Genomic DNA, 21,688 nt, shown 5'->3' with positions numbered 1-21,688 from the left:
TCGAGAAAAGAGCTGCTCACACCAGCTATAGCTAAGCTTTACATTGTAAATTAGTGACTACCGGAAAGTAAAAAGGAGCCAGGTCGTATGACGTTCTGGCTCCTTTTTTGATTTGATATGGCAGAGAAACAGCTAACCTTGCTGCATCTTCTCCCAAATGGTTGGAGAGCCAATATAGTCTTGAACCGTAGTGATGAATTCTTTGACCAACTTGGTCTGCTTGCGGTGTGGATAGACAGCATAAATCGCGGTATCGATTGTAGAAATCGGGTAATCCGGTAGCAAAGTGACTAAGCCAAGCTCTTTCATTGAGGCGTACAGGTTGGATTGATCAAGGAAGCCATAACCCAAACCATCTTTCACGCAAGACACCATGGTGCGAACATCACTCACCTTATAGTTGCCACGAATCGTCAGGCTTTGGAAAGTGTTGCCATGCGGTTCTTCACTGATACGCAGATGATCAACCGTCATATCGCCATTGGTATAAATCACCGCAGGCAAAGCTAACAAATCTTGTGGTGTCTTAGGTTCACCGTGCTGCTTCACAAAATCATTCGACGCGACCAGCATGAAGTTACTGTCAGCAATCTTCTTCGCAATCAAATTCGATTCAACGAGCTTACTGAAGCGAAATGCGATATCAAACTGCCCCGCAATAATATTGGCGATCTTATCGTCTAATGAAAGTACGATCTGAACATCCGGGTACTTTCTCATGAATTGAGTGATGATAGGTTGCAGATATTGCTGACCAAAATAGATGGGGGACGTAATTCGAAGTACACCTTTGGGTTCAGACTGGTATGAATCAGCAATGCCTTGGATCTGATTGATGGTGTCTTTCAACACATAGGTTTGCGCGAGAATATCTTCCCCTGCCGACGTCAACGAAAACGAGCGCGTAGAGCGGTTAAGCAGCTGAACACCTAAGTCTTGCTCAAGCTTTTTGATCTGTTTAGACAGTGATGAATTGTCCATATCATGCAAGGTTGCCGCTTTGGTAAACGACCCTTGTTGAACCACATCTAAGAACAATAACAACTGATTAGTATTGGGCACTGCGCCTCTCCTGCAATAAAACTCGATTAGCGTTCATCTTTAGGGGTATCCATCACAACCATAGTCGTTATGGATTGAACCTGAGCACATTCTCCAAGCACATCGGCATGAAACTTCTTATAGCCCGGCAGATCTTTGGTTTCGACTCTCAACAAGTACTCGTTAGCACCGGTAATGTTGTGGCATTCCACCACCTCTTTTTCCATGCTGACGTGTTGTTCAAATTCCAACTGAGCCGCTTTGCTGTGGCTCGATAAGCCAATCGAAACGTAGGCAATAAAACCCACGCCCATCAAGCCATTATCGAGAACCGCGCGGTAACCTTGGATGATGCCTTTGCGCTCAAGATCTTGTACTCGTCTCAAGGTCGCTGAAGCCGACAAACCAATTCGTTCTGAAAGCTCAATGTTGGAGATTCTGCCGTCCAATTTAAGCTCTTGCAATATCCTTTCGTCAAATCTATCCATAGGTACTTATTATTGTGCATTTAGTGATAATGGAGGAAATAAAAGCACATAATTGCCTCACTTTCCACCTACTATGTTTCTCAACACGTGAAAGTCATGACCGGTCAGTCACTTCGTTCATTTTATTGCTGGAGAACCATTATGCCTTTAGAACAACTTAGCGCACTTGCCTTGTTTGCGTTTGTCTCGACCTTCACGCCGGGTCCAAATAACATCATGCTCATGACATCAGGTGCGAATGTTGGCTTTGCCCGTACCATTCCACACATGCTTGGTATTGCTCTAGGGTTTGCAGCCATGTTGCTGTTGGTTGGCTTCGGCTTAATGGGGATTTTCAACGCGTACCCAGTGACGCACCAAGTCTTGAAATACCTGAGCCTTGCTTACCTCGTCTACCTAGCGGTCAAGATAGCATTGAGCGGCAAAGCCAAAAGTACCGAAGCGTATAAGCCGATGACCTTTCTCGGCGCGGCAAGTTTTCAATGGGTGAACCCGAAAGGTTGGTCGATGGCACTGACGGCGATTTCCGTTTATAGCAGCGGCAGCTCGTGGTGGGAACTTGCAATCATCGCTGCCATTTTCACGCTAGCTAACTTACCATCCGTGACATTCTGGACGGCAGCAGGCAAGCAACTGCAACACTGGCTAACAACACCAGTACGCATCAAAAGCTTTAATTACGGCATGGCGGGCTTACTGCTAGCGTCGACAATTCCGATGCTCTAATCAACTCACTATAGCTATTGATGGTTAGTACACAGTTACTAGCCATCATTGTCGTTAAAGAAACCCAATAACTTCACTAACCCAACGGCCAAATATCGCCTGCCCGCTCGGCGTTAACGTCCATATAAACACTGCTATATTTATTGCCACCGTCAGCCAATAAATCGCTCTGAACGGTTGCTTTTGCGTTTTATGACGCAGCTTATCTTGCGCGATCAAAGCCCCCAACCAACCACCAGCGACAGAAAAAATGTGCAAGGTTTTCTCAGGCACGCGCCAATTGCCATTGATCGCCGCTCGCTTGTCTTTCGCGTACACAAAAAACGTCACCAATCCGATAACCAGATACCACACCAACAGCGCTTTCGAACTTTCCGCAAACAACGCAGACACCGCAACCATAACCAGATAGGTGATAGCGATTTGAATAGATGAAGACAACATCAACTCCTTTTGGGTAATAGCTCACATACTGTAGCAATTACGCCCTGTAGATTTTGATAAGGATGAGTAAGGCATATTGTAATTCAGTTAGCCTGCCAAGTAACAAACAAGCCCTTTCATCCCTACATAACATGATGGAAGTTAAAGGAATTATAAATATGTACAACCAAAAGTACGCCATCTACCAAGTTTTTACGCGTTTATTTGGCAATAAAAACACCCAGCATGTTCCATGGGGCACAATCGAACAAAATGGCGTCGGCAAGTTCAGTGATTTTACAGATAAAGCGCTGTCGGAAATTCGTAAACTCGGAATAACTCACATTTGGTATACCGGAGTGCCGCATCATGCGCTCATCAATGATTACAAGCACCTTGGTATTTCAGACGATCACCCGTGCGTGGTAAAAGGCCGTGCAGGATCACCTTATGCCGTCAAAGATTACTATTCCGTAAACCCAGATCTCGCCGAAAACCCAGAACTCCGTCAGGAAGAGTTTGAGGCATTAATCAAAAGAAGCCACGACAACGGCTTAAAGGTGATCATCGATATCGTCCCTAATCACGTTGCGCGCCATTATGAGGGGCTAAATAACCCACAAGGCGTCAGTGACTTTGGGGCTGAAGATGACACAACACTCGAATACCATCGAGATAACAACTTTTACTACATCCATAATAGTGCCTTTGAACTGCCAGATATGGAGCCCACCTTTACCCCGCTTGGTGGTGAACAACACCCAAACCTTCGCTCTCCGTTTATCGAAAAGCCCGCCAAATGGACAGGCAACGGCTCACGCTTGGCTAAGCCTGATTTCAACGATTGGTATGAAACTGCGAAGATAAATTACGGTGTCCGCCCTGATGGTTCAAAGGACTTCCCAGAGTTACCGAACGACTATGCTCAACGCGACTACCTTGAACACTACCATTTCTGGGAGTCTGTCGATGTGCCTAGCTCTTGGATTAAGTTCCGAGACATCACCTTGTTCTGGTTAGACAAAGGCGTTGATGGTTTCCGGTACGACATGGCTGAAATGGTGCCTGTTGAGTTTTGGAGCTACCTCAACTCATCAATAAAGATGAAAAATCCCAGTGCCTTTTTGATGGCAGAGGTATACCAACCAAACTTGTACCGTGACTACATACATCTCGGAAAAATGGATTATCTATACGATAAAGTGGATCTATACGATGGACTTAAAGACATCATGCAAGACAAAGGTTCAACGGCTATCATCCCCGAAATCCAACATCAGATGATGGATATTGAACATCACATGATGCACTTCTTGGATAACCACGATGAACAACGTATCGCTTCTCCAGAGTTTGTTGGCAATCCTAATATTGCTAAGCCTGCAATGTTAGTCAGCGCCTTATTAAGCAGTTCGCCAACCATGATTTACTTCGGACAAGAAGTCGGCGAACCGGGCGCGGAGAACGCAGGCTTTGGACAACCCTCGCGTACATCAATTTTTGACTACATCGGCGTCCCACAGCACCAAAAATGGATGAACCAAGGTGCATTTGATGGTGGGCTATTAGACGATAACGAAAAACAACTACGTCATTTCTATCAGAAGGTAATGAACTTTTCGCTTGAGCACTCTTCAATGACGGGGCAGTACCTAGACTTACACCAGCGCAATAATTTGAGTGATTCGGTTTACGCATTTCTGCGCTATGACGACCAAGAACTGACCATAGTTGCTGCGAATTTCAGCCAACATGTCACCGAGAATATTCACTTAACCGTTCCAAGTGATGTTATACAAGTACTCACAATCGCTGATGACAGTTACTTGTTAGATGAACATATTGAAGGCATTCAACAACAGGTATTAAAAGTTGATAAAAGTATTGGCAGTTTTAGTCTTGAACTAAAGCCACTGGCTTCGTTGGTTTGGGTATTCCCCTTATCTGTATAGGATATTTATCATTATTAATTCCCAAACAATCTGAGTTTTAATTAATTGACAAATAACTTAATTCCCACGTTAAATTAACGTCACCTCAATTCGATACCTTCCTCACATTAATAAGGATGAGCTCTCATCCTTATTATCTACTCCCATCCTCTACGCCTTCGCCTATTGATATTAAACATATGAGTTATTGATCCAATTAATTTAACTCAAACCAAATACAAAGCGTGATATTGACACTAGGTTTCCTATTTTTACACATTAAAAATAACTTTATACATAGCCATCACAAATAGTTGACCATCGTTAAGACTAGGATATTCATCTTCATAAAAAGTGAAATATGGATATTAAAACGTGAAAAACATAAATATTAATAAAATTATCTCTCTACGAAATACCTTCAACATCACCAAAAAGAAGAGCTTCAAACGCTCTACATTGGCCAAAGCAATGTTACCGCTCTTCACCGCTACTTTGATCGCGGGTTGTGGTAGTGATAATGAGAGCGACAACGGTACAGACCCTGGCAACAGTGGTTTATACCCTGCAGCTGAAAACGAAGTCGTTATTTACTACAAACGCGATGTTGCCGCTGCAAGCTCATCTGGCTCAACTTACGACGGTTGGGGGCTGCACCTTTGGAATGGTGAAGGCTGTACCAGCACAGATTTAGTCGGCATGGGATTAAGTGAAACCGGAACCGACTGGAACAGCCCTTACGAATACGACGGCATTAGCGATACTTACGGCGCCTATTATGTGTTGAAAGTTGACCCAGATGCCTCTGACCCACACAAATGCATGAACTTCATCTTGCACAATGGTGATGAGAAAGCATTTGGCAGTGCTAACTCAAAAGTCGAGTTAACTAAGCTTGGCGATTCACAAGGCGTATTCGGTTTCCATGGCAGCAGTGAGTTGTACTACGACCCTATTTCAGAGCGACCAGTCAATATTGATGGCCAAAAAGCACACTGGCTAGATGCAACCACAATTGGTTGGGAAGCGGCTAGCAATGCAGACTCTGTGAAGCTCTTCTATGCACTAGACAACAGCATCACAATGAACGATGACAAAGAGATTGTCGGCGGAACTGCAATTGAACTAAGCAAAGACGGAGAACTATCTTCTGAATTAAAAGAACGTTTCCGACACCTAGCAAGCTTACCAGCAGTGGCAATTGATGTTGATGACACAACACTGCGCACCATTTTGAAGTCTCAGATAATTCTTGTTGCCTACAACTCAAATGGCGACGTTACCTCTTCAACTGAGGTTCAAAAGCCGGGTGTGCTTGATGCGGTATTTGCCAGTGAAGATGCTGGTAATGCGATGGCTGAAGAACTAGGTGCGATTGTTGAAGGCAGTGCGGCTACCTTCAAACTTTGGGCACCAACAGCGCAAGATGTAGAACTCGTACTGTACAGTGATGATCTGCTAAGTTCACAAGTAATCCCGATGACGGAAAACACTGAGACAGGCATTTGGGCGACTGATGCCGTGTCTAATGCAGTGAACAGTTACTACCGTTACCAAGTGAAGGTTTATCACCCAACCACAGGCAATATCGAAACTCGCCTTGTGACAGACCCATACTCTCTCAGTTTGTCAAAGAACTCAGCATACTCTCAAGTGATTGACCTGAATGATTCAACCTTGAAACCGGCGAACTGGGACGACTACGAACGACCAACCGTAGAGAAAGACGAAGATCATGTACTTTACGAATCTCACCTTCGTGACTTTAGTTTCAGCGACAAGCTAGGTACAGCAAACCTAAATGGAAAATACCTCGCTCTCACAGAAGCAGAGCGTGAGTCGGTCAAACACCTACAAGCTCTGCAAGAAGCAGGCTTAACGACACTGCATATCTTACCGGCATTTGATATCGCTACCGTCGATGAAGATGAAGCGAGCCGTGTCGATATTACGGACACCGTTGGTAAGCTATGTAATGTAAAACCTGCTGCCGCCTTGTGTGGAAACGAAGACGAAAATAAGGTCATCGAGGATGTACTCGATGGTTATGACCCTTCTACAGGCGATGCCCAAGCGCTAATGAACGACCTGCGCATGCTTGACAGTTTCAACTGGGGCTACGACCCATTCCACTACACAGTTCCAGAGGGGAGCTACGCGACAGATCCTAACGGTTCGAAGCGTATTCTAGAGTTCCGTCAAATGGTAAAAGCCACACACGACATGGATCTTAAGCTGATCATGGACGTGGTATACAACCACACCAACGCGTCTGGCGTAAACGATAAGTCAGTATTGGATAAGATTGTCCCTGGGTACTACCACCGTCTTAACGTCAACACAGGTGGCGTAGAGAACTCAACATGTTGTGACAACACCGCGACCGAAAACCTGATGATGGGTAAATTGATGGTCGACTCACTTAAGGTATGGGCTGACGACTATAAAGTGGATGGTTTCCGTTTTGACTTAATGGGCCACCAGCCGAAAGACGTGATGGTAGAAGCTCTTGCTGAAGTACGCAAAATCGACGAAAACACACTGTTCTACGGTGAAGGTTGGGATTTTGGCGAGGTAGCAAACAACGCACGCTTCGACCAAGCAAACCAAGTCAACATGGCAGGTACAGAAATCGGCACCTTCTCTGACCGCTTGCGTGACGCAGTTCGTGGCGGTAGCCCGTTTGATGGTGGCGTCGATTCAGAAGGTAATCACCCACTTCGCTTCAACCAAGGCTTCGGTAACGCTGCGATTGCTAACGATGAAACCAAAGTCGATCAAGAATCTATCAACGGTCGTTTACACAACCAAGACCTTGTCCGCTTAGGCATGGCGGGTAACCTCGCAGAATACGTGCTGATTGATTACAAAGGCGATACAAAACTGGGTAAAAACGTCGACTACAACGGTGCACCGGCTGGTTACACCAAGATGCCTTCAGAGAACATATCTTACGTTTCAAAACACGATAACCAAACACTTTGGGATAACAACGCTTACAAAATCGCCGCAGGTACTAGCTCTGCAAAGCGTGCTCGCATGCAATCTGTATCGCTTTCTACCGTGATGTTAGGCCAAGGTATACCTTTCATCCACATGGGTTCTGAACTGCTTCGTTCTAAGTCGATGCAGCGCGATTCTTACGATTCTGGTGACTGGTACAACCGCGTAATGTTTGATGGTACTGATAACAACTGGAATGTCGGCTTACCTCGTGAAGACAAAGACGGTGCAAACTGGGATCTGATCAAAACTATCATTGCTGACCCAACGGCGAAACCAGACGCAGACGACATTGAGTTAACTAAGCAGCAATTCCTTGAGCTATTAAAGATCCGTAGCTCAAGTGAACTGTTCCGCTTAGATACAGCTGACGAAGTCATGAAACGAGTCGATTTCCATAACGTTGGCGAAGACCAAGTCGAAGGCCTGATTGTCATGTCTATCGATGATGGTGTATCCGCAGGTACAGACCTCGATCCAGAGAACGATGCGATTGTCGCAGTTGTAAACTCAACCAATGAAACTCAATCGTTCAAAATCACAGGAGCGACAGACTTTACACTTCACACAGTTCAACAAAACTCAGCTGACGACACCGTTAAAGACGCAAGCTTTGCTACTGAAACCTTCACGGTACCTGCACTAACCACCGCTGTGTTCGTGCAAGCACAAAGCGGTGCACAAGGTGCTGGTTTGCCGGTAGATAACTCAGATAAGGATGTGTCTAGTATTCCACCATACGGCCAAACAACAGTTTACGTTCGTGGTGACATGAATGGATGGAATCCTGTTGATGATTGGGCTATGAGCTTTATTGCTAATGGGGTTTACTCTGTAACAGGCAACTTAGAAGCGGGTAACTATGGCTTCAAGTTTGCTGATGCTGATTGGGAATCACCTAACTTTGGTTGTGATTCCGTTGAACTTGCTGATGGTTCAATCGACCTAGGTACTGATGGTAACTGCCAACTAAGCGTAACAGAAGCTGGTAGCTACACATTCACTCTGAATGCGATTCACGAGTTGGATGAAGAAGTAGATGGTCCAGTTGTTTCGGTCACTAAGCAGTAAAGCTTAAAGTATCGAAGCGAAGTAACAGATAATAAAAACCAGCGAAAGCTAGCCTTTGGGGGACGTCAGTCTCCCTTTTTTTGTGCTCAACAAACACCATTCCAAATACACCACATCATTCCATTGCCTCCATTAACTCCAATGTTAAGAGATAAATGAACCACCTTACTTCTTACTTCTTACTTCTTACTTCTTACTTCTTACTTCTTACTTCTTAGTAGAAAGTATAACGAGTGCATGTGAACGTCTCATTCCAGTGCACGTAAAATTTAGGAAGCCGAGCTTAGGTCAGTAGATGAAATGGTGATACGTCAATAGAGTTCGTATTAAAATGTTTGAGGGAAATAAAATAGACGAGAGTATTTTAACTAGAAGTAAATAAAAACCATAAATAACGAATTACGCGAATTTATATTAGCATTGGTTATTATGTGTAAGTCTGTGGTTATTTATATTCAAGTATTCTTTGAATATGAGTATTGCTTTTAGTTTATTACCGGCAATAAAAAAGGCTCCTAGTTAGGAGCCCTTCTCTTTATATCAATCGGTATTTACAAACTCGTCGACTACTTTTTATTGACGGCTTTTACAAAAACTTCTTGTGCGCCTTCAATACCCAATGCTTTTGCTTCATCTAATAAGCTAAGTGCTTTTGGAATATTGTCTGCGTCTACTGCTGCCTGAATAGCATTATGGTAGTAAGTTTGTGTTTCTGGTTGAATTGTCTCAACCTTAGCTGCCGCCGCTGGTTTAGCGTTAGATTCACTGCTAGAGCCAAATGAGAAGAAGCCCACTCTATCAATCGTTACTTCTATCTTACCGACATTCGCATTTGGAACTGGAATGTCTTCTACTTCTGGCAAATAGTTACCACGGCCTTCCGCATCTAGACGTGCAGGGTGAATTACATCAGTAAAACCACCAAGATCTTCTTGCTCTGTATAGATGACTAAATACACAGACTCAGCAGTTGTCGGTGGGTAGAAATCATTTTCTGCAACAAGACGGTTGCCCAAATGCAACCTAGGCTTAGCGTATTCAAAGCTGTCTTTACCGTAACGCTCCAACTCACGACCGTTCTTATCATAGATAACCGCATTAGGAACAAATGCAGTCTCACCGATCATGCTAGTGATCTTAATAGAGTATTCACCACGATCCGCTGGTAGTTCGATCGCTACTACAGGGCTGTTTATACCCTGATAGTTTAAAATTTGACTGTCTGGTGTTACATCAAAAATTGCCGAGCTTGGAAGCTTCATCGGGGCAAATTGAAGACCAGCAATAGAGTTAACTTGTTCAGCCTGTGCCACTTGCACTTGCTCAACTACTTGTGCAGATTGACAACCGGCCAACGCAACACAGCCACTCAACATTAGAGCTTTAAAATACATAACCCTTCCTTCTTGTTATTTTTTTAAGAAATTTACTAACTTTAATTACCACAAAGAGAACTATTCACCTAGGGAACGATCAACTTAATCGTACATTCCTTAAAAAAATAGCCGACGCGAGCCGGCTATGAATTAGGACAGTTTAGGATTTGTTACGCTAGGTGTTTACCACCAAGCTTCAGCTTGGATACCGAATACATATTCTGTATCGTCGCCATTGAATGCTTCTTTGTTTTCAGTATCTAGGATGTAAGAACCGTAAACGCGGATTTCAGGACGAGCCCAGAAGCTGTCACCCATAGCCCAAGCTTGAGCTACTGTGAATTTAGCGTTACCGAAATCTTCAGTCGCTAGACCACCTTCAGCAATTCGCTCACCAGCGTTGTAGCCAGCTTCAAATACTGTACGCATAGTGTCGTTCCACTTGTACATTGGACGAACTACAGCAGAGTACTGGTCGATATCGAAAGTCTTGTTTGTGTAGTTACCATCTTTGTCTGCACCACCAATATCGCTACCCGCTAGGTAAGCTAGTTGGTGACCCATTTCCCAAGATTCGCCAAGGTTCATTACACCCCAGTTAATTAAACGGAAACCAGATGCTTCGTTGAATGTTTCAGTACCACGTGCGTAGTAAGAACCAGAACCCCAGAAGTTTGCAGCTTGTACGCCGTAGCCGTTAGTACCGTACTGAAGTACTGTTTGGTGGAAACCGTTGCTAGTTCCTTGGTGTAAAATCGCAGAAGCTAGTAGGCCGTCGTCAGCAGACTCGCTTGCGTCATCTGAATCAGTTGCGAAGTTGTACGCTAGAGCAAACTCTAGAGAAGCATCTTGCCAAAGACCGATGTTCGCTAGACGAGCATCAAAGATGTAACCAGTTGAATCATCAGTGTCGCCATCTTGAATCAATGCAACAGATAGTTTTTGGTCGCCAATAGAAATGTTTTCAACACCACCACCAGTACCAGATGTATTTAGGTAGTAGAAGTCAGTAATGTGGATGTCTTTACGTTGGTAGTATGTTTTACCAGCCCAAAGAGTCGCTTCTTGGTCGAAAGATAGAACGCCTTTCGCTTTAACTGCGAACTGAGCAACGTTAAAATCAGAATCTTCCCAACCATTTGCGCCTGGTGCACCAGAAGCAATCATTGACTCAACGCGCCACGTTTGCTCACCCGTTTTTAGTTCTTCAGCTAAACCAAACTCAGAGTAGTTGTCATTTTCGTTACCTAGACGACCAATACCGTTTTTGTTAACTGATACATCACCATTACCGTTACCGCTGATACCAGTACCAGCACGCATGTAACCGTTAAAGTCAACAGCGAACGCAGAGCCAGCAGCTAGCGTAGTCGCCACTGCAGCAGCAATCAAACTTACTTTTTTCATTCTTAACTCCATTAAGGACGATTTATTTTAGGTTTTTATATTTTTGCTCTCTTGCGGCAACCAAAGGCAGTAATGGTAGTCGTAAGATAGAGAGGTTTAGGGTTTCCCCTGATTCGTTTCAACGGGGTCAATATTAAGAGGGGATGACAAGTTTGACTTCCTCCACCCCTAACTAAATTAAGGGGGACTAGAGGGGAGTAGAAAATATACAGAACGGTGTTTTAAAGAGGTAGATCACTTAATCTAGGAGGAGTAGACAGCACTCAGATCTAATTATTCAGCATAAGTGAGATCTACTTCAAATATATAATTTGAACTTCATCGATGAATTATTTTTTTAACCGTAATTATTCTGTGAAGTTGCTTGACCTTACTGTGACAAAGCTTTTTACTTATAGTTCACTGATGTTGATAAACGAACAAGAAATCAAGCAATGACTAGAACGCTCGCTCGCCCTTATCCGCTAGGCGCAACGCTAGGTAACACTGGCTGCAACTTCTCAATTTATTCTCCTGACTGTAAATCTCTCTCTCTCGCTCTTTTTGATGAGAACGATGAATTCACTACTTATAAATTGGAAAATGAATACGCTGATATCAGATATGTATTTATTGAAGGTATTAAAGCAGGACAAAAATACGGTTTCATTGCAGAAACAGACAATGGCCCTATCCTACTTTCAGACCCGTACGCGAAAGCAATAAGCGAACCGCTCGATTACGTTACGCCCTATAGCAATGAGAAGAGCTTTGCGATGGCGAAATGTGTCGTTGTCGATGACACCTTCGATTGGCAAGACGTGGAAAAGCCGCGAATTAGCCGTGAAGAGACCGTTCTATTTGAAACCCATGTAAAAGGTTTATCTCAACTTCATCCAGAAGTAGAGACCAATACTAAAGGCCGTTACTTGGGATTAGTCAGTCCTGAAATGCTTGCGTTCTACAAACAGCAAAACATCAACTCTCTACAACTTTTACCTATTGCAGCATGTATGCACGAACCTCACCTATTGGATATGGGGAAAGTGAACTACTGGGGTTACAACCCATATTTGTTCATGGTGCCAGACCCTCGCTATGCAGAGAAAGACGCGGTTACGGAACTTAAGACTGCGATTCGTGAGCTGCACCGCAATGGTATCGAGGTCATTCTAGACGTTGTGTACAACCACACCGCTGAAGGTGGTGAAGGCGGTACAACCTTCAACCTAAAAGCGTTAGATAGCCGCTACTACATCAAGCATGGTTGTCATTACGCGAACTTCACAGGTTGTGGTAATACGGTCGACCTCACCCACCAGCCTGCACTCAACTTAGTCATGGATACGCTTCGTTACTGGGTGAGTGAGTACCAAGTCGACGGCTTCCGTTTTGATTTGGCTGCAACACTGGGGCGAGAAGGTGACAACTACAACCCTGAGGCTGCTTTCTTTAAAGCCGTTGCTCAAGATCCGGTACTGAAAGAAACTAAGCTAATCGCAGAACCTTGGGATATTGGACCTAATGGTTATCAAGTCGGTAATTTCCCGCTAGGTTGGAATGAGTGTAATGACAAGCTTAGAGACATCACTCGTAGCTTCTGGCGCGGTGACCAAGGCTACCTGAAAGAGTTTGCGACTCGCTTGATGGGTTCACGTGACATCTACAGCGCTGCGCACTGGCCGTACAAATTGACCGTCAACTACATCACTTACCACGACGGCTTCACCATGCAAGATCTTGTTTCGTACAAGCACAAGCACAATGAGGAAAATGGTGAGAACAACCGCGATGGGCACGGTGACAATCGCTCTGAAAACTACGGTGTAGAGGGCGAGACCGAAAACCTATTGGTTATTGCAACCCGTGAAAAGCAGAAACGTAACTTCATGGCCAGCCTGCTGTTTGCCTTCGGTATTCCGCATATCCTGACAGCAGACGTGTTATCCCATACTCAAAAGGGTAACAACAACGCATACTGCCAAGATGGTGTGACAAGCTGGCTTAACTGGGAAGATTCTGAGCGCAAGACATACTTCAAGACTTGGTTATCGGAAATGATTTCTGCTCGTCAGCAATACATGGTGCCATTTATTAAGGCATTCAGTGGCGAAAAACGTAACTCTAACCGCATCTTCTGGAGCCGTGTCGATGGCACGCTGATGGAGCATGATGATTGGAACCGCTTAAGTTCAGTAGCACTGCATCTTGGTATCGGCAAAGACGGCGACGAACTGATTTATCTCATCAACCAAACCAACGCCCCTGCACGCTTCGCATTACCTAAGGATCGCGATCAAAACTGGGTGACCATTTGTGATACCAACCTGAGAAATGTAAAACCGGGTCATGCTGAAGGTGAAATGCTGTTATCGCCAACTTCGATGGCTATTTTGCATTATTCGCCAGGTAAGACTGAGTCAATCCAAGTTAAAAGCTAAGTCAGCTCAATAAAACATCAAAAATCATAAAAGCCAGTTATATTTGTAACTGGCTTTTTTGTTAGCTGAATATCACAAAACTCATTCATTTATATGGAATCATTTGCATTGCTGTGATTAAGAAAACTGTTTAGTATGGCCGTACTATAAAAATGAATCTATTACGTCTTTGGATATCATGGCTTTACCTAAAACACTTATTCGGCTTTTCAAACCATACATACTCTTATTAACCGGAGGAATGCTTTACCTAGCAGCAGCTCAATTAGAAATTGTAGAGACTGCAGCAACCAACCAATCATCATCAAATATCCGCATTGCTAGCTCCACTATTCGTTCCAACATCGAAGCGGTATTTGGCAAGCTTTACTTCCTAGAAACCAGCCTAGGCTTACCTCAAGCCAGCAGCTTTGATGACAAAAAATTTCGCGAACTCAGCGATAACATTCTAAAAAGAACGCCTAACTTCTCCGATATCATTCGATACCAACCTCAATTTCAAAACTACATTTCCACTCGAGGTTTGCCTCTATCAAATGAACAGATATCAGCAATTCAATGGCATTCAATAGACAGTGTTGTTGAAGATTTCTATATCTCTTCCGTTTACCAAAAGGCAGATGGTCGTTGGGTGTTCGCCGTTAAGCACACTGCCGAAAGGTTGAACGAGGAAATATGGATTGAGTTTGATCTTCTACACACCACGCAAGGCTTAAGAGATTTAAAAACCCTTAACCATGGTTATGTGTTCGTAGTGGATAGAGCGACAGAGCGATTGGTTTTTCACCCTGATCCGAAACGTATCGGCTCTAAGTCCATCAGCTATCATGCAGGAATCAGTCATCAACTCTCACTCGGTGAAACCGTCGGTAAACACGAATACTACTATCAAGATAACTTCAAAATATCGGTATTTGACGCAGACAACAGCTTGAACTGGGTATTCATCGCAGGCACTGATCGCCATGACATCCTCACCAGTTCGCACCAATTTACGTTAACGGGCGTGGTGCTTGGCTCATTGCTTCTGTTGTGGATTGGCGCAAACTATCTGGCTTACCGTTTAAACGTCTCTTTGTCTCGACTGAATAAAGTGGAAGATCTTGCTAGCTTTAAGCGTAAATTGAAATCCATCTTGGATAGCTTTACCTATCATAAAGGCATCCAATTCTGTCTGTATCAACCTGAGAGCCACTCATTCAGTACCATCGACTACCACGGAAACAAGTCAACGGTGTATTGTGATGATGCCTTAGCGGAGCGCTTTGCTCCGAACACCATGGCTTACAGAAGCGGAAAGTACGCCGATCCATTGGCACGTAAACTCAAAATACATCAACGTCATTACTGTATTCCTTTGTACTCTCGTAAACAGTTGATCGCGGTGATTTACCTAAACGCCAACTTACCGATCAGCCAGAGCATTCTAAGAATGATCAGAGATTACACCGAAGTCTCATTATCTAATTTACTACTTCAACATCAATTGAGCAGCAAGGACCTGATGACACAGTTAGACAACAAAAGCAGCTTCAACATTGCGGTCGAGAATTACGCAAACAAGCCTGACACCTATGTGGCTCTGCTTGATATCGATAACTTTGACCATGTAAACCGAGCTTACGGTGAAGCGGTTGGTGACAAGATGATCAAGCTGACTGCAGAAGCGCTGCGTTCTTACTTCCCTAAACCAAAAGGACTTTGTTTAGCTCGCATTGGAGGTAAAGAGTTTGCCGTCTTGTTCAAAGCGAATGATGCCAAAGATGCAAAATTCCAACTGGATCAGTGCCGACTTGGTGTTGCGGAGAAAACCATTGTGACCCCAGACATCACATTGTCGTTGGGTGTCAGTGTCGGGTTCTCGCACATAGAAGGCGAACGTGATTCTGCTTTGGCACTCGCGGAACAAGCCAAGCTGATTGCGCAGCAGCTTGGTAAAAATCGAGTGGAAGGTCACATCAGAGCTGTCGCTAAAGCATCATAGACATGAGCTAACGCACTCATATCGGACCAATTGGCACGATACCGATAACAACAAAGCACCTAGGATTCATCCCCTAGGTGCTTTTGTTTTTACGGAAAGTCATTACAATGCGCGTTCGATAAAACAATATCCTTTTCTAACGACACGAGCCTTATGAAGCTAAGTAACCGACTGCAAACTCTCCACTCTCTTGTCAGTAATGACTACCAACATATTTGGGACTGTTGCTGTGATCATGGCTTCTTGGGTGTTCAATTGTTGTCGGATAACAAAGCCCCTCATATTCACTTTGTCGATATTGTCCCGTCTCTGATGAATGAACTGGAAGGCAAGCTAACGCGTTACTTTCCCCAAGATGAAACGTTAGAGCAAAAGGTCACTAGCCAATGGCAAGTCTACTGCCTAGATGTCGCAACTATTCCATTGGAAAAGCACACTGGCAGACACTTGGTTATCATAGCGGGTGTGGGTGGGGATCTAACTCAGAAACTAGTCGATGATATTCACCGTCAACACCCAGACAAAGCGATCGATTTCTTGCTGTGCCCTGTGCATCAGCAATTCGAACTAAGAAGTCATTTAAAGTCGCTCAATTTCGGCCTTATTGATGAAGTGTTGATTGAAGAGAACCACCGCTACTACGAAATTTTATTGGTCAGCAATAACTCAGGCGAAGCTGAAAAGAGCCGAGCTGTTCGTGAGATTTCAAACGTGGGTGACAAGATCTGGACACCGAGTTGTGATGAACAAATGACGGTATCTCAGCAGTACAAAGCCAAAACACTGCAGCACTACTTACGTATTCATCAAGGCCAAGAGAAACAAGGTAAGCCTAGTGAAGTGAAACACATCATCGATGCGTACCAAGCCATTTAACGCTAGTAAGCACTAACTCTCTCGCTTACTTCTGAAAAAACCAATTCAATAAAAAAGCCGATAGTTCAATGAACTATCGGCTTTTTCTAATGTTGTCGTTTAGGTTTGAGCTTACTGCTCTTGTTTCTTATGAGCCGCATCTGGCTCATCAATCGTTTCAACCTCAGAGGGCGTATCAACCCCGTAAACCGTATCAAGATAAGCATCTTTCTCTTTCCACGTGTTGTTTAACCAACTGTGGAAGCGACGTTTAAACGCTTTATCTTCAAAGTAATTACCGTTTACGTTCTCGTCCATCGGGTGCAATTTAATACGCACCACCACCTTGGTCATTTTGCCTTTCAGCATATCTTCAAACGGAGAGACTTGGTTTTCAGGGTAAGCCAATGTGACATCCACAATGCCATCTAAGATTGGCCCCATTGCAGAGAGAGCAAACGCCACACCGCCGGTTTTTGGTTTCAATAGGTGTCGGTATGGAGTTTTCGCTGTCGCCAGTTTGTCGTGGTTGGCACGCGTTCCTTCCACAAAGTTAACTAATGTTGTCGGCGCTAGCTTGAACTTAGTACACGCTTTGTTGATTGCATCGAAATCATCATTACGACGCTCTGGGTTGCGTAGCAAAAACTCGCGTGAGTGACGTCGCATGAATGGCATATCCAAGCCCCAGCAGGCCAAGCCAACAAAAGGTACATACAGCAGTTCATGCTTAAGGAAGAACTTCGTCATCGGCATCTTGTCTTTCAAGATAGAAGACAAAATCACAATATCCGCCCAGCTCAGATGGTTTGACATCATCAAATACCACTGTTTAGTCGAGATATCTTCCCCGCCTTCCACTTGCCACTCGATGTCATTATTCACGTTCAACATCCAAAGATTGAGCGAAGCCCAACACCAGAATGTGAAGTTAGCTAAACGAGTACACGACTTTTGCACAACAGAGATTGGCAGGATCAGTTTGATGAGGCCAAAGAAGCTCACGGTAAACGCAGTCATTGCGGTATTGATGGTCACGAACAACACGTTCAAGGCCATACGAAGATTATCAAGCATAAAACACGGCTATATTGAGATCGAAAGCCGCCATTATACGCATCTACAAATTATTCTCTTTAGTTATTAGTGCAATACTTCAGGGGTCAAACCACTCTGCAGACTTTGCTAAAGCTCGGCTCTAGATCCCCAAAACAACGCACCACGCAGATAAAAATTACATATTTGAGTCATTTTGACTAAGTTGTAGAGGGGTCTTTTTGACACAATAACAGTTAATTTCATTCGCAAAACCAGTATTGATAAGCATTCTCATTATTGGCATGCTACATGCAACTCCAAAGTGTAAATAGTTGAGTATCCTTAATGAGATAACTTCTCTTCTTAAAGGTGATGATATGACAGATATTCCCCATGGTTTGGTAACCGGAAAAGTCCTACACAAGACAGAATGGACAGAGCAATTGTTCTCACTCCAAGTCAGTGCTCCTGTCTCCCCCTATCAGGCAGGTCAGTTTACTAAGCTCGGTCTACTAAACAGCGAAGATGAGTTCGTGAGACGTGCTTATTCCATGGTTAATGCGCCGGAACACGAGCAAGGTCATCAGCATCTAGAGTTTTTGATTATTAAGGATCAAAACGGTCAGCTCTCTCCTCAGCTTCATGAATTGAAGGTAGGCGATGACATATTGGTCGGCAAAGACCCAAGCGGCTTCATGACATTGGATGAGATCCCAGAGATCGCCGACGATCTATGGATGCTTTCAACCGGAACCGCGGTGGGCCCATTTATCTCAATGCTCGAAAGCATGCAGATCCAACAACTGAATGGACTGGCTTCCGAAAAAGCAGCCTCATTCAACAACCTTGTATTGGTTCATGCCGTAAGAACAGAACAAGACCTGACTTATCGAGACCGTATCACTCAACTCGTCGATCACTTTCAAGGGAAACTTAAATATGTGCCAATTATTTCTAGAGAATCAGTCACCGGAGCTTTGCGCGGACGAATCCCAAGCTTGTTACTTGGAGGCGACCTTGAGCAAGCCGCGTCTGTCGCTTTCAATCAAACCTGCAGCTTCTTCTACCTTTGCGGCAATCCGCAAATGGTTCGTGACACAAGTGAAGCACTAACCAGCTTAGGTTTCGAAAAGCACTTACGTAGAAAGCCTGGTCAATTCAGTAGTGAGAATTATTGGTAAAGATTGCTCACCTACGACATAGAAATACCCATTTCAAAGAACAGTTAGATAAGAGGTTTATATGAGTCATTTACGTATTCCGTCACACTGGAAAATTCAACGTTCAACACCGTTTTTCACCAAAGACAATATACCAGCAGCACTCCTTAACCATCACAATACGGCAGAAGGTGTATTCGGCCAGATCTGCGTAATGGAAGGCACAGTGACCTTCTATGGTTTTGCTGATGCAGAAGCAACAGAACCAGAAAATGTTATCACGATTGAAGCCGGGCAATTTGCCACTAGTCCACCTCAATATTGGCATCGAGTAGAGCTGAGTGACGACGCACAATTCAACATTAACTTCTGGTCAGAAAAAGAAACCAAGAAGATGTTCAACACTCGCAAGTAAGATCCATTCGATATTGATGAACTTATAAGCAAGCTACCTCGTAGTGTGATTTTTAGCGTTCAATAAGTGAAGATAAAAAACCAAATAACCATAGTCATTACAATGACTAATGGTGATAGACAAGAGAAAAAAACTCTAGCACACTGAACAAAGTTGTTAATTTTAACCCCTTATCAAATAAACATAATTGGGGTATTCATTTTTTAGGTAAGAGAGGAAGCCATGCTCAACATTGCTTTTTTTAGCTCAAAATCATACGACGAAAAATCATTCAACCTAGCGAAAGGCGAACTCAACGCTGAGTTTCATTTCCATGATTTTCGCCTCACTACAACCACGGCAAAAATGGCGCACGACAATGAAGTGGTGTGTGCATTTGTAAACGACGACCTATCGCGAGACGTGCTAGAGATTCTTGCACAAGGCGGCACCAAACTGATTGCGATGCGCTGCGCGGGCTTTGATAAAGTCGACCTAGAAGCAGCCAAAGAGTTTGGCCTGCAAGTGGTTCGTGTTCCGGCTTATTCACCAGAATCGGTAGCAGAACACACAGTCGGCATGATGATGTGTTTGAACCGTAAGCTGCACAAGGCATACCAACGTACTCGTGATGCGAACTTCTCCCTTGAAGGCTTAGTAGGCTTTAACTTCCACGGTAAAACCGTGGGTGTAATCGGTTCAGGTAAGATTGGCTTAGCAACGATGCGTATTCTGAAAGGTTTGGGCATGAACATCCTATGCTACGACCCATACCCAAACCCATTAGCCGTTGAACTGGGTGCTAAATACGTGGAACTGGATGAGCTTTATCAAGAGTCTGACGTGATTTCTCTGCACTGCCCGATGAGTAAAGAGAACTACCATCTATTAGACGCGACTGCATTTGAGAAAATGAAAGATGGCGTGATGATCGTCAATACCAGCCGTGGTGAATTGCTAGATTCAACCGCAGCAATCGAAGCGCTTAAGCAGAGTAAGATTGGCGCGCTTGGCCTTGATGTGTATGACAATGAGAAAGAGCTGTTCTTCCAAGACAAATCTAACGATGTGATTGTCGATGACGTATTCCGTCGTCTATCTGCTTGTCACAATGTGCTGTTCACAGGTCACCAAGCTTTCTTGACCAAAGATGCTCTGTTCAACATTGCCAATACAACGCTAACCAGCGTTGACGCTTTCTTTGCAGGCAAAACCAGCGGCAACGAACTCGTTCAATAACGAGCTGATTTAATAACAAACTAGATCTACAAATACAAAGCCACGCTATTCCTAAGTGAGCAGCGTGGCTTTTTGGTTTATGCCAATATAGAAAACAGAATTAGATGCAGAAGTGGCAATCCTCGATGTCTAATCCGTAAGTACCTTTTCGAATCGCCAGATGCTCTTCCCCTGCCTTCACACCCATCTCATAACCTGTATCCAAGATGCTTTGATCCATAGTCAGTCGCTTAACCGCGAACGTTTCCGGTGGGGCAATCACCTTGATGGTCGCATCTTTTGGCGGATTACGAATGAACTCCAAAGATTGGTTGTAGTTTTCAGCACGTACCGCCATCGATTCCGCAATGTTTGGGAATTTCTTTAACAGTTTTTTCAACATCCACTGATACTTCTGCGGCTTCATTCGGTAGCTAAGTGGGTGAGAAAGAATCACGGTAATATCGCGCGCGCCACGGCGATAAGCTTCGCGAACTGGAATCGAATCCGCAACACCACCATCGGTATAACAACCGCCAGAGAAGCACGGAGTTTCACGGTAAGCGATAGGTAAAGCCGTTGTTGCTTCAACCACATTAGAAAGATTTTCTGGCTTAATGTGATAGTAATCGGCACTGCCTGTATCCACATTAGTCACAGCGGCAATCAGTGGGATACTTGAAAACATCTCACCACAATCAAGCGGGTAGCGTTGGTTTGATTCATTCCATAACCACTTCACGTCTACCAAGTTACCACCCTTGGCAAAACGAGCTGGGTTGAAGAAGGTTTTATCGGTCGCCATCGTAGTAATCACGTTGTAACTGCGTTTGGGCGCTTGAGATAAGTAACCAACCAAATTGGACACACCCGCAGATACGCCAATGGCAAAATCATAAGGACGGAAATCATCTTCCATAAAGGCGTCCAACACTCCGGCTGCGAAGATGCCTCTCATTGCCCCACCTTCAACGATTAATGCGCTTTTACTCATCTCAAACTCTACTACTTTATAAACTGATAGCCGTAGGATAATCCCGTCCATCTTATAAAGATAATGGGATAGATTTATCAATTCGATAGGTAAAAGCTATCAATATAGATAGTTCAACTTTTCAATGATTTAGGGTGATTTGATGAGTCGCGAGATCAA

The 21,688-nt window shown here is 44.1% G+C and carries 16 protein-coding genes; 9 read left to right on the top strand and 7 right to left on the bottom strand.

Annotated elements, in window-relative coordinates; genetic code table 11:
* Positions 1–132 precede the first annotated feature (132 nt).
* Both OCV12_RS18750 and OCV12_RS18745 read right to left on the bottom strand, forming a co-directional pair.
* The gene (locus tag OCV12_RS18750) at positions 133–1,062 is read right to left on the bottom strand and encodes a LysR family transcriptional regulator (RefSeq protein WP_004732134.1); all 930 of its coding nucleotides are present in this window, start codon (positions 1,060–1,062) and stop codon (positions 133–135) included.
* A gap of 26 nt (positions 1,063–1,088) precedes the next feature.
* On the bottom strand, positions 1,089–1,529 hold the full coding sequence (locus tag OCV12_RS18745) for an Lrp/AsnC family transcriptional regulator (RefSeq protein WP_009845852.1): 441 nt from the start codon (positions 1,527–1,529) through the stop codon (positions 1,089–1,091).
* 141 nt (positions 1,530–1,670) lie between these two features.
* Between OCV12_RS18745 and OCV12_RS18740 the strand changes: the two genes are divergently transcribed.
* Entirely contained in the window at positions 1,671–2,255 is a 585-nt protein-coding gene (locus OCV12_RS18740) for a LysE family translocator (protein ID WP_261886877.1), read from the top strand.
* A 54-nt stretch (positions 2,256–2,309) separates the two neighbouring features.
* Here the strand turns inward: OCV12_RS18740 and OCV12_RS18735 are convergent, their stop codons facing one another.
* Entirely contained in the window at positions 2,310–2,699 is a 390-nt protein-coding gene (locus tag OCV12_RS18735) for a DUF1294 domain-containing protein (RefSeq protein ID WP_261886876.1), read from the bottom strand.
* 158 nt (positions 2,700–2,857) lie between these two features.
* Here OCV12_RS18735 and OCV12_RS18730 point away from each other — a divergent pair, with 158 nt between their 5' ends.
* Together OCV12_RS18730 and pulA are read left to right on the top strand one after the other, a co-directional pair.
* Positions 2,858–4,630 (top strand): alpha-amylase family protein, encoded by a 1,773-nt coding sequence (locus tag OCV12_RS18730; RefSeq protein ID WP_261886875.1) that lies wholly within the window; start codon positions 2,858–2,860, stop codon positions 4,628–4,630.
* A 405-nt stretch (positions 4,631–5,035) separates the two neighbouring features.
* Positions 5,036–8,683, top strand: coding sequence for a pullulanase-type alpha-1,6-glucosidase (gene pulA, locus OCV12_RS18725; RefSeq protein ID WP_261887144.1), 3,648 nt, complete (start codon positions 5,036–5,038; stop codon positions 8,681–8,683).
* A gap of 566 nt (positions 8,684–9,249) precedes the next feature.
* Here pulA and OCV12_RS18720 read toward each other — a convergent pair.
* Together OCV12_RS18720 and lamB are read right to left on the bottom strand one after the other, a co-directional pair.
* Positions 9,250–10,077 (bottom strand): MalM family protein, encoded by an 828-nt coding sequence (locus OCV12_RS18720; protein ID WP_176679228.1) that lies wholly within the window; start codon positions 10,075–10,077, stop codon positions 9,250–9,252.
* A gap of 165 nt (positions 10,078–10,242) precedes the next feature.
* A complete protein-coding gene (gene lamB / locus OCV12_RS18715) occupies positions 10,243–11,466 on the bottom strand; it encodes a maltoporin LamB (RefSeq protein WP_261886874.1) in 1,224 nt (407 codons plus the stop codon).
* 434 nt (positions 11,467–11,900) lie between these two features.
* On the opposite strand from lamB, the gene glgX reads away from it, so the two are divergent.
* From glgX to OCV12_RS18700, 3 genes are all read left to right on the top strand, one after another.
* The gene (gene glgX, locus OCV12_RS18710) at positions 11,901–13,886 is read left to right on the top strand and encodes a glycogen debranching protein GlgX (RefSeq protein WP_261886873.1); all 1,986 of its coding nucleotides are present in this window, start codon (positions 11,901–11,903) and stop codon (positions 13,884–13,886) included.
* 241 nt (positions 13,887–14,127) lie between these two features.
* Entirely contained in the window at positions 14,128–15,870 is a 1,743-nt protein-coding gene (locus OCV12_RS18705; RefSeq protein ID WP_261886872.1) for a sensor domain-containing diguanylate cyclase, read from the top strand.
* A gap of 153 nt (positions 15,871–16,023) precedes the next feature.
* Positions 16,024–16,746 carry a tRNA (adenine(22)-N(1))-methyltransferase gene (locus OCV12_RS18700; RefSeq protein WP_261886871.1) on the top strand — a complete coding sequence of 241 codons (723 nt, stop codon included), beginning with the start codon at positions 16,024–16,026 and terminating at the stop codon, positions 16,744–16,746.
* 111 nt (positions 16,747–16,857) lie between these two features.
* Here OCV12_RS18700 and OCV12_RS18695 read toward each other — a convergent pair whose 3' ends face one another.
* Positions 16,858–17,802, bottom strand: coding sequence for an acyltransferase (locus tag OCV12_RS18695; RefSeq protein WP_261886870.1), 945 nt, complete (start codon positions 17,800–17,802; stop codon positions 16,858–16,860).
* Positions 17,803–18,140: 338 nt separating this feature from the next.
* On the opposite strand from OCV12_RS18695, the gene OCV12_RS18690 reads away from it, so the two are divergent.
* The 3 genes from OCV12_RS18690 (at position 18,141) to OCV12_RS18680 (ending at position 20,556) form a co-directional block, all read left to right on the top strand.
* A complete protein-coding gene (locus OCV12_RS18690; protein WP_261886869.1) occupies positions 18,141–18,944 on the top strand; it encodes a ferredoxin--NADP reductase in 804 nt (267 codons plus the stop codon).
* Positions 18,945–19,005: 61 nt separating this feature from the next.
* Positions 19,006–19,338 carry a DUF1971 domain-containing protein gene (locus tag OCV12_RS18685; protein ID WP_048660978.1) on the top strand — a complete coding sequence of 111 codons (333 nt, stop codon included), beginning with the start codon at positions 19,006–19,008 and terminating at the stop codon, positions 19,336–19,338.
* 222 nt (positions 19,339–19,560) lie between these two features.
* Positions 19,561–20,556 (top strand): 2-hydroxyacid dehydrogenase, encoded by a 996-nt coding sequence (locus tag OCV12_RS18680; protein ID WP_261886868.1) that lies wholly within the window; start codon positions 19,561–19,563, stop codon positions 20,554–20,556.
* Positions 20,557–20,656: 100 nt separating this feature from the next.
* On the opposite strand, the gene OCV12_RS18675 is transcribed toward OCV12_RS18680, so the two are convergent.
* Positions 20,657–21,529 carry a patatin-like phospholipase family protein gene (locus OCV12_RS18675; protein ID WP_261886867.1) on the bottom strand — a complete coding sequence of 291 codons (873 nt, stop codon included), beginning with the start codon at positions 21,527–21,529 and terminating at the stop codon, positions 20,657–20,659.
* Positions 21,530–21,688 lie beyond the last annotated feature (159 nt).

Origin of the sequence: Vibrio pomeroyi, assembly GCF_024347595.1 — a bacterium.
In the GTDB taxonomy this organism is placed as follows: domain Bacteria; phylum Pseudomonadota; class Gammaproteobacteria; order Enterobacterales; family Vibrionaceae; genus Vibrio; species Vibrio pomeroyi.
This window is presented reverse-complemented; position numbering and strand designations above follow the sequence as displayed.

Excerpts from the sequence above, each read along its gene's own strand:
- OCV12_RS18720 (WP_176679228.1), bottom strand. The coding sequence starts at position 10,077 with ATGTATTTTAAAGCTCTAATGTTGAGTGGCTGTGTTGCGTTGGCCGGT.
- OCV12_RS18745 (WP_009845852.1), bottom strand. The coding sequence starts at position 1,529 with ATGGATAGATTTGACGAAAGGATATTGCAAGAGCTTAAATTGGACGGC.
- OCV12_RS18730 (WP_261886875.1), top strand. The coding sequence starts at position 2,858 with ATGTACAACCAAAAGTACGCCATCTACCAAGTTTTTACGCGTTTATTT.
- OCV12_RS18685 (WP_048660978.1), top strand. The coding sequence starts at position 19,006 with ATGAGTCATTTACGTATTCCGTCACACTGGAAAATTCAACGTTCAACA.
- OCV12_RS18705 (WP_261886872.1), top strand. The coding sequence starts at position 14,128 with ATGCTTTACCTAGCAGCAGCTCAATTAGAAATTGTAGAGACTGCAGCA.
- lamB (WP_261886874.1), bottom strand. The coding sequence starts at position 11,466 with ATGAAAAAAGTAAGTTTGATTGCTGCTGCAGTGGCGACTACGCTAGCT.
- OCV12_RS18680 (WP_261886868.1), top strand. The coding sequence starts at position 19,561 with ATGCTCAACATTGCTTTTTTTAGCTCAAAATCATACGACGAAAAATCA.
- OCV12_RS18675 (WP_261886867.1), bottom strand. The coding sequence starts at position 21,529 with ATGAGTAAAAGCGCATTAATCGTTGAAGGTGGGGCAATGAGAGGCATC.
- OCV12_RS18690 (WP_261886869.1), top strand. The coding sequence starts at position 18,141 with ATGACAGATATTCCCCATGGTTTGGTAACCGGAAAAGTCCTACACAAG.
- OCV12_RS18740 (WP_261886877.1), top strand. The coding sequence starts at position 1,671 with ATGCCTTTAGAACAACTTAGCGCACTTGCCTTGTTTGCGTTTGTCTCG.
- OCV12_RS18735 (WP_261886876.1), bottom strand. The coding sequence starts at position 2,699 with ATGTTGTCTTCATCTATTCAAATCGCTATCACCTATCTGGTTATGGTT.
- OCV12_RS18695 (WP_261886870.1), bottom strand. The coding sequence starts at position 17,802 with ATGCTTGATAATCTTCGTATGGCCTTGAACGTGTTGTTCGTGACCATC.
- OCV12_RS18700 (WP_261886871.1), top strand. The coding sequence starts at position 16,024 with ATGAAGCTAAGTAACCGACTGCAAACTCTCCACTCTCTTGTCAGTAAT.
- glgX (WP_261886873.1), top strand. The coding sequence starts at position 11,901 with ATGACTAGAACGCTCGCTCGCCCTTATCCGCTAGGCGCAACGCTAGGT.